Origin of the sequence: Bradyrhizobium sp. AC87j1 (genome assembly GCF_002936975.1) — a bacterium.
GTDB classification, from domain to species: domain Bacteria; phylum Pseudomonadota; class Alphaproteobacteria; order Rhizobiales; family Xanthobacteraceae; genus Bradyrhizobium; species Bradyrhizobium shewense.
Window position 1 is genome coordinate 37,466 of sequence record NZ_PTFE01000070.1, and the last position, 7,046, is coordinate 44,511.

Consider the following 7,046-nt stretch of genomic DNA (forward strand, 5'->3'; position numbering starts at 1 on the left):
GATCGCAAGAAGCGGAGGGCGTGAGTGATCGACCTCGACCAAATTCGTTCCGAGACGCCAGCCACTAGCCGGCTCGCCTATCTCCACAACGCGGGCGCAGCGCTGATGCCGGCGCCGGTTGTCGCGGCGATGAAGCAACACATCGATCTGGAGAGCGAGATCGGAGGCTATGCTGCTGCCGATCGCGAGGCGGACCGGCTCGAAGCGGTCTACGGCGCGGCGGCGCGTCTGCTGAATGCCGCGCCCGACGAGATCGCGCTCGTGGAGAACGCGACGGTCGCCTGGCAGATGGCGTTCTACGCGCTTCCGTTTCGCAAGGGCGACCGGATCCTGACTGCCGAGGCGGAATACGCGGCGAACTATGTCGCCTTTCTTCAGGTCGCCAAGCGTACAGGCGCGACCATCGACGTGGTGCCGAGCGATGCCAGTGGCGAGCTCGATGTCGAAGCGCTCGACCGCATGATCGACGAGCGGGTGAAGCTGATCGCGATTACCTGGGTTCCGACCAATGGCGGGCTGGTCAATCCGGCAGCGGCGATCGGCAAGATCGCACGGGCGCACAATATTCCCTATCTGCTCGACGCTTGCCAAGCGGTCGGCCAGATGGCCGTCGACGTCGAAGCCATCGGCTGCGACATGCTGTCGGCCACGGGTCGCAAATTCCTGCGCGGCCCGCGCGGTACCGGATTTCTCTACGTTCGCCGCGCGATGCTGCAACGGCTCGAGCCGCCGATGATCGATCATTTCGCGGCGCCTTGGGTCTCACGAGACACTTATGAACTGCGGGACGATGCCCGCCGTTTCGAGACCTGGGAGAACAACTACGCAGCCCGGCTCGGGCTCGGCGCCGCCGTCGACTACGCCCTGCAAATCGGCATCGGCCCGATCGAACAGCGCTGCCGCCTGCTTGCGGGCCGGCTTCGCAGCGGCCTTGCCGGCGTTCGCGCCGTTACCATTCGCGACCTCGGACGCACGCCGGGCGCGATCGTCAGCTTCACGGTGGAAGGGCACGACGCCGAGGATATCGTCCGCAGCGCCGCCGAGGCCGGCATCACAATCGGCGCCTCAGATCCAGCGAGCACCCGCATCGATGCCGAAATGCGTTCGTTGCCGAATGTCGTGCGGGCCTCGCCGCATTACTACAACATAGAAGCCGAGGTCGACCGGCTGATCGAACATATCGCGGGACTGGCGCGGCGATAGAGCCGCTCAGGTGCAGCGCGCGCTCAGTCCAGATGCACTGAGCTTCGCCATCACCTCGTCGAGATGGGCGCTGTCGCGGGTCTCGATGACGAGTTGCAGGAGCGTGGCCTTGGCCGGCAGGTCGGAGAAGGTCCGCTGGTGCGAGACCTCGATGATGTTGGCGCCGGCTTCGGCCAGGAGGGCCGCGACGGCGGCCAATTGCCCGGGTCTGTCAGGAATGTCGAGCGAGAGCTGGGTCAACCGCCCCTCGCGCGCCAGCTCGCGGGTGAGGACGGATGCGATCAGTCGCGTGTCGATATTGCCGCCGCTCAGGACGAGGCCGACCTTCTGGCCGGCAAAGCGGGTCGGATCGGACATCAGCGCGGCAAGGCCGGCGGCGCCGGCGCCCTCGACGACTGTCTTCTCGATCGAGATCAGGGTTGCGACCGCTCGCTCGAGCTCGGCCTCGTTCACGAGCGCGATGTCGTCGACGAGGCGGCGGACGATTTCGGTGGTGATCTTGCCGGGCGATTTCACCGCGATGCCTTCGGCCAGCGTGTCGCCCCGCGCCGGCAGATTGCCGTCATGGATAGCGTTGTACATCGAGGGATAGAGCCAGGCCTCGACGCCGAGGATTCGCAGCGACGGCTTGATCGATTTCGCCGCGATGCCGATACCGCTGATCAGGCCGCCGCCGCCGATCGGCACGACCAGCGTGTCGAGCTCCGGCACGGCCCTCATCATCTCCAGCCCGACCGTGCCCTGCCCCGCGATCACCAACGGATCGTCGTAGGGGTGGACAAAGATCATGCTTTTGGCTTCGCCGTGGCTGCGCGCGAACGCGGCCGCCTCCTCCAGCGTCGCGCCCGTGACGACCACTTCAGCGCCATGATGCCTGGTGTTCTCGACCTTCACCATGGGCGTGCCGACCGGCATGACGATGGTGGCGGGGATGCCGAGCCGTTTGGCGTGATAGGCCACGCCCTGCGCGTGGTTTCCGGCCGACATCGCGATCACGCCCCGCGCGCGCTCCTCCGGCGTCAGCGCGGTGAGGCGGTTGAGCGCGCCCCGCTCCTTGAACGAGGAGGTGAACTGAAGGTTCTCGAATTTGAGCCAGATCTCGCAGCCGCAGATGCTGCTCAGCGTGCGGCTGTAGCTGCAGGGCGTCTCGACGACGGCGCCCCTGATCGTCTCGGCTGCGGCAGCAATGTCGCTTGGGGCGACCGGCAGACCGCTGAGATCAAAGGGCGAGATTGGGAACAAGTCAGCCATAGGACAGCATAGGCCATTTGGCCGGCTCAGGCGATAAGCCGGCCGCTATTTGGTAAACTCACGCGACCGCGAAGCCCGCCACAGCGCCCACAGCGTGCGCAGCCGGGACGATTGCTGCGGCTTGAACGGATTGCGCCCCGGTTGCGACAGCAGCTTGAGGTCGGCCCGCACAAGTCCAAGCGGCAAAAATGCTGCCCGAGCCGCTGCCGGCACCTCCGCCAGCAACGACAGCGCCGTAGCCAGATGCTGCCTCGCTTCGCCCGCGAGCTGCTCCAGCACGGCACGCAAATTCGGCGTCTCCTTGCCGGCGAACACATCGTCCACGTTGCAACCGTGGCTCGCTAGCAGCTGCTGCGGCAGGAACAATTGCCGGTGGGCGGCATCGCGCGGCAGGTTTGCAATGACCTGGACGATGCCCTGCGCCAGCCCGGCATGACGGGCGAGATGCTCGGTGGCTTCCGAGGGCGGCGCCAGAATCTGCGCCGCCAGAGCGAACAGCGCCGATGAGGTCGCGGCCAGATAGCCTTCCAGCGCCGCCATGGTCGGCATCGGATCATTGTAGAGGTCGAATTGGTGCTCGTCGACGAGCAGCGACAGCGGTTCGACCGGCAGGTCGAAGTCCCGGATCGCGCGCAGCAGCTCCGCCGCCACCGGATTGCCCTCGGCGCTGCCGTGCACCAGGCCGGAAAACAGATCGGTCCACCATTGAAAGCGGATTTCGCCGGGCAAGGGCTGGCTCACCTGATCGCGGACGCGGACGATCTCGACATTGAAGGCATAGAGCGCCAGCAGCGCGCGGCGCTCGGCGGCGGGCGCGAACAGCGTCGCGGCATAGCGCGGAAAGTCATGGCTGCGCACGAGATCGGCGCAGAAAGTGACGGAATCGGGCGGCGGCGCGGCGCTGCTCATGTGCTGTTCATGGCACCGCGATCAGCGCAGCGGCAACGCGCCGCCGTTCGCCGATCATGATGTTGTAGGTGCGCACGGCGGGACCGGTCTGCATCGTGTCCAGCACCACCCTCACCGCCTTGAGCGCCTGGCGCAGCGCCGGCGGCGGCAGCCAGACCCCGGTTCCGGTGCCGATCAGGAGCGTGTCGATGCTGTTGGCGGCCGTGAAGACCCGGTCCAGCGAATAGCGGTCGATCTTCTGGGGATCCGTCACGTCCCAGGCCCAGATCGCGTCGGGCAGGCACAGCAGCGAGCCCCGATGCGACATGCCGGCAAAGGCAAAGCCGCCCTTGCCATAGGCCTCGATCGGCGCCGAGCGCGGGAAATGCGGTGCGTTGGGATCGCCGGCCATGAGCTTCGTCCGAATGGGCTTACTGCCCTCGCAAACGCCTGCGAGGGCATGCGGTTCGGATCATGCCTTGCTTTTCTTCGCCGGCGTAGCCGTATCGGGCGCATCCTCGCGATGCTCGCCGACGCCGAGATAGATCAGGATCGGCGCCGCGATGAAGATCGAGGTGTAGGTGCCGACCAGCACCACGCCGAACATCATCACCGCGGTGAAGCTGTGGATGGCATGACCGCCGAACAGGAGCAGCGCCAGCAGCGCCAGCGTCACCGTGAAGTGGGTGATGATCGAGCGCGACAGCGTCGAGTTGATGGACTCGTTGAGCAACTGCGGCATCGGCATCTTCTTGTAGCGGCGCAGCATTTCACGGATGCGGTCGTAGATGACGACGGTGTCGTTGAGCGAATAGCCCAGAATGGTCAGCAGCGCGGCGATGCTGGTCAGGTCGAAATCGACCTGGCTGATCGACATGAAGCCGATCGTAAGCACGATGTCGTGCACGTTGGCGATCATGGCGCCAAGCGCGAACTGCCATTCGAACCGGAACCAGAGATAGATCAGGATCGAGACGATCGCGAGCATCAGGCCGAGCATGCCGAACGCCAGCAGCTCGCCGGAGACGCGCGGGCCGACCACTTCGACGCGGCGATACTCGACGGAATCGCCGAGCGCGGAACGAACCTTCTGCACCGCCTCCTGCTGCGCGGCATCGCCGCCCGGCTGCTCTGCGACGCGGATCAGGACGTTCGCGGCATCGCCGAACTGCTGCAACTGCACTTCGCCGAGACGCAATCCATCCAGCGTCGTGCGCATCGCGGCGATGTCGGCGGCGCCCGACTTCGCCCTGACCTCCAGCAGCGTGCCGCCGCGGAAGTCGATGCCGAAATTCAGGCCATGAGTGAAGAACAACGTGATCGCGACGATCGACAGCGCCGCCGAGATCGGGAAGCTGATGCGGCGGAAGCGCGTGAAATCGAAATGCGTTTCGTCAGGGACGATACGCAGCGACGGCAGCAGGCCGAGCGCGGCAACCACGGTGAGGACGGCAATGAGGACGCCGAGCCCGATGAGAACGGTGTGAGTCACGATCAGGCTCCTAGATCGGCACGCTCTGCGGCCGCTTCCACCGCACCCACCAGGCGACGATCAGCCGCGTCAGCGTGAAGGCGGTGAACACCGTGGTGATGATGCCGATGCCGAGCGTCACGGCGAAGCCGCGCACCGGGCCGGTGCCGATGTAGAACAGCACCGCGGCGGCAATGAAGGTTGTGATGTTGGAATCGAGGATGGTCGCGAGCGCCCGCTTGAAGCCGGCATCGATCGCCGAGATCGCGTTGCGGCCGCCGCGCAACTCCTCGCGGATGCGCTCGTAAATCAGCACGTTGGAGTCCACGGCGATGCCGACGGTGAGCACGATGCCGGCGATGCCGGGCAGCGTCAGCGTGGCGTTGAGCAGCGACAACAGGCCGAAGATCATGGCGACGTTGATGGCCACCGCGATGTTCGCGAACACCCCGAACAGCCTGTAGGTCAGCAGCATGAAGATGATGACGAGGATCGAGCCGACATAGGCCGCGAGCTCGCCCTTCTCGATCGAGTCCTGGCCGAGGCCCGGACCGACGGTGCGCTCCTCGACCACGGTGAGCGGCGCCGGCAGCGCGCCGGCGCGCAGCAGGATCGCCAGATCGTTGGCCGATTGCACGGTAAAGCTGCCGGAGATCTGGCCCTGGCCGCCGGTGATGGGCTCGCGGATGACGGGCGCCGAAATCACCTTGTTGTCCAGAACGATCGCGAACGGCAGCCCCACGTTCTCCTGCGTGGCCTGCGAGAATTTGCGCGCACCGGAAGTGTTGAACTTGAAGCTGACGACCGGCTCGCCCGTGCGCTGGTCGAAGCTCGCCTGGGCGTCGGTCAGATCGCCACCGGCGACCAGCACCTGCTTCTTGACCACATAGGGCGTCGGCGGCGGCGATGCGCTCATCAGGAGCTCGGATTCAGGCGGCAACCTGCCCGCTTGCGCCTGATCCGGCGGCACGGAGGTGTCGACCATGCGGAATTCCATCTTCGCGGTCTTGCCCAGCAGCTCCTTCAGGCGGGTCGGGTCCTGAAGGCCGGGGACCTGCACCAGGATGCGGTCATTGCCCTGGCGCTGGATCACGGGCTCGACGGTGCCGAGCTCGTTGACGCGGCGTTCGACGATCTGGATCGACTGCTCGATGGTCTTGCGCAGGCGATCGAGCATTGCGGCCTGCGGGACGCTCAGGCGGATCACCCCGCCGCCGGCATCGGTCACCTCGAGGTCGCGCTGACCGCTGGATCCCATCAGGCCGCCCAGCGGCTGAGACAGTTCGCGCAGCTTGGCGAGCGCAGCCTGAGCGTCGGATTCCTTGGTGATGCGAACCTCGACCGCGTCGTTGCGCACGGTCACGCCGCCGGTGAAGCCGATCTTGGCGTCGCGTAGCGTGCGTCGAACGTCGTCGCGGACCTGGTCGAGCCTTTCCTTCTTCACGTAGTTGGAATCGACCTCGAGCAGCAGGTAGGAGCCGCCCTGGAGGTCGAGGCCGAGCACGAGCCGGCGCTGCGCCCAGGCCGGCCAAGTCTTGACCTGCGACTCGGGGAAGAAGTTCGGGACCGCGCAGAGGCACACGATCAGCGCTGTCAGGATGATCCCGAGCGCCTTCCACCGCGTGAAATACAACATCGACTGGACCTGTCAGATCAGGAGACTTGAGATGCTCGCGGACGCGCTCACTTCGAGGCGGCGTCGTCCTTGGCGGCTTCCTTGCTATCCTTGGATTCCTTCGCCGGCTCGCCCTTGGCGCGCACGCCCGAGATCATCTGGCGCATCTGCCGCACGCGCACGCCGTCGGAAATCTCGAACTCGATCTGGTCGTCGTCGACGACCTTGGTGACCTTGCCGACGAGGCCGCCCGAGGTCACGACGGTGTCGCCGCGGCGGATATTCTTCACGAGGTCGGCGTGGTCACGGACCTTCTTCTGCTGCGGACGCAGAATCAGGAAGTACATGATCACGAAGATCAGGGCGAACGGCAGCAGCGACATCAACATGCTGTTGGTGTCGCCGGCGCCCGCGGCCTGGGCATACGCAGGGGTAATCAGCATTCGGACGATCCTCGTGAGAACGGGGGAAAGCCGGTCAGGCCCTCAAAGGCGACCGGCTCGGTCAAATTCGCGCGGACTATAGCGGCCATTGCCCCAATTGCAACGCTGCCAGACTGCCCTTTTGACCCACCTTGCGGCGCGCCGTCAGGCCCGATAAGGCTGCGTTCTCAGGAAC

At 65.8% G+C, this 7,046-nt stretch carries 7 protein-coding genes; 1 reads left to right on the forward strand and 6 read right to left on the reverse strand.

The window, feature by feature from the left end:
* Positions 1-24 precede the first annotated feature (24 nt).
* Positions 25-1,203, forward strand: a complete 1,179-nt coding sequence (locus CV770_RS28865; RefSeq protein ID WP_104464792.1) for an aminotransferase class V-fold PLP-dependent enzyme — start codon at positions 25-27, stop codon at positions 1,201-1,203.
* Between the two features lie 6 nt (positions 1,204-1,209).
* Here the strand turns inward: CV770_RS28865 and CV770_RS28870 are convergent, their stop codons facing one another.
* Genes CV770_RS28870 through yajC form a run of 6 tightly spaced genes read right to left on the reverse strand, consistent with a single transcriptional unit; the run spans position 1,210 to position 6,871 of the window.
* Entirely contained in the window at positions 1,210-2,454 is a 1,245-nt protein-coding gene (locus CV770_RS28870; RefSeq protein WP_104464793.1) for a threonine ammonia-lyase, read from the reverse strand.
* Positions 2,455-2,499: 45 nt separating this feature from the next.
* Entirely contained in the window at positions 2,500-3,363 is an 864-nt protein-coding gene (locus tag CV770_RS28875) for a phytoene/squalene synthase family protein (protein ID WP_104464794.1), read from the reverse strand.
* A 7-nt stretch (positions 3,364-3,370) separates the two neighbouring features.
* On the reverse strand, positions 3,371-3,754 hold the full coding sequence (locus tag CV770_RS28880; protein WP_028144478.1) for an Mth938-like domain-containing protein: 384 nt from the start codon (positions 3,752-3,754) through the stop codon (positions 3,371-3,373).
* 60 nt (positions 3,755-3,814) lie between these two features.
* On the reverse strand, positions 3,815-4,834 hold the full coding sequence (gene secF / locus CV770_RS28885) for a protein translocase subunit SecF (RefSeq protein WP_091963258.1): 1,020 nt from the start codon (positions 4,832-4,834) through the stop codon (positions 3,815-3,817).
* A 10-nt stretch (positions 4,835-4,844) separates the two neighbouring features.
* On the reverse strand, positions 4,845-6,449 hold the full coding sequence (gene secD, locus CV770_RS28890) for a protein translocase subunit SecD (protein WP_104464795.1): 1,605 nt from the start codon (positions 6,447-6,449) through the stop codon (positions 4,845-4,847).
* Positions 6,450-6,496: 47 nt separating this feature from the next.
* Positions 6,497-6,871, reverse strand: coding sequence for a preprotein translocase subunit YajC (gene yajC / locus CV770_RS28895; protein WP_014495068.1), 375 nt, complete (start codon positions 6,869-6,871; stop codon positions 6,497-6,499).
* Positions 6,872-7,046: the final 175 nt, after the last annotated feature.

Bases quoted from the DNA above. Each gene is read 5' to 3' on its own strand.
- CV770_RS28870 (WP_104464793.1), bottom strand. From the start codon at position 2,454: ATGGCTGACTTGTTCCCAATCTCGCCCTTTGATCTCAGCGGTCTGCCG.
- CV770_RS28875 (WP_104464794.1), bottom strand. From the start codon at position 3,363: ATGAGCAGCGCCGCGCCGCCGCCCGATTCCGTCACTTTCTGCGCCGAT.
- CV770_RS28880 (WP_028144478.1), bottom strand. From the start codon at position 3,754: ATGGCCGGCGATCCCAACGCACCGCATTTCCCGCGCTCGGCGCCGATC.
- secD (WP_104464795.1), bottom strand. From the start codon at position 6,449: ATGTTGTATTTCACGCGGTGGAAGGCGCTCGGGATCATCCTGACAGCG.
- yajC (WP_014495068.1), bottom strand. From the start codon at position 6,871: ATGCTGATTACCCCTGCGTATGCCCAGGCCGCGGGCGCCGGCGACACC.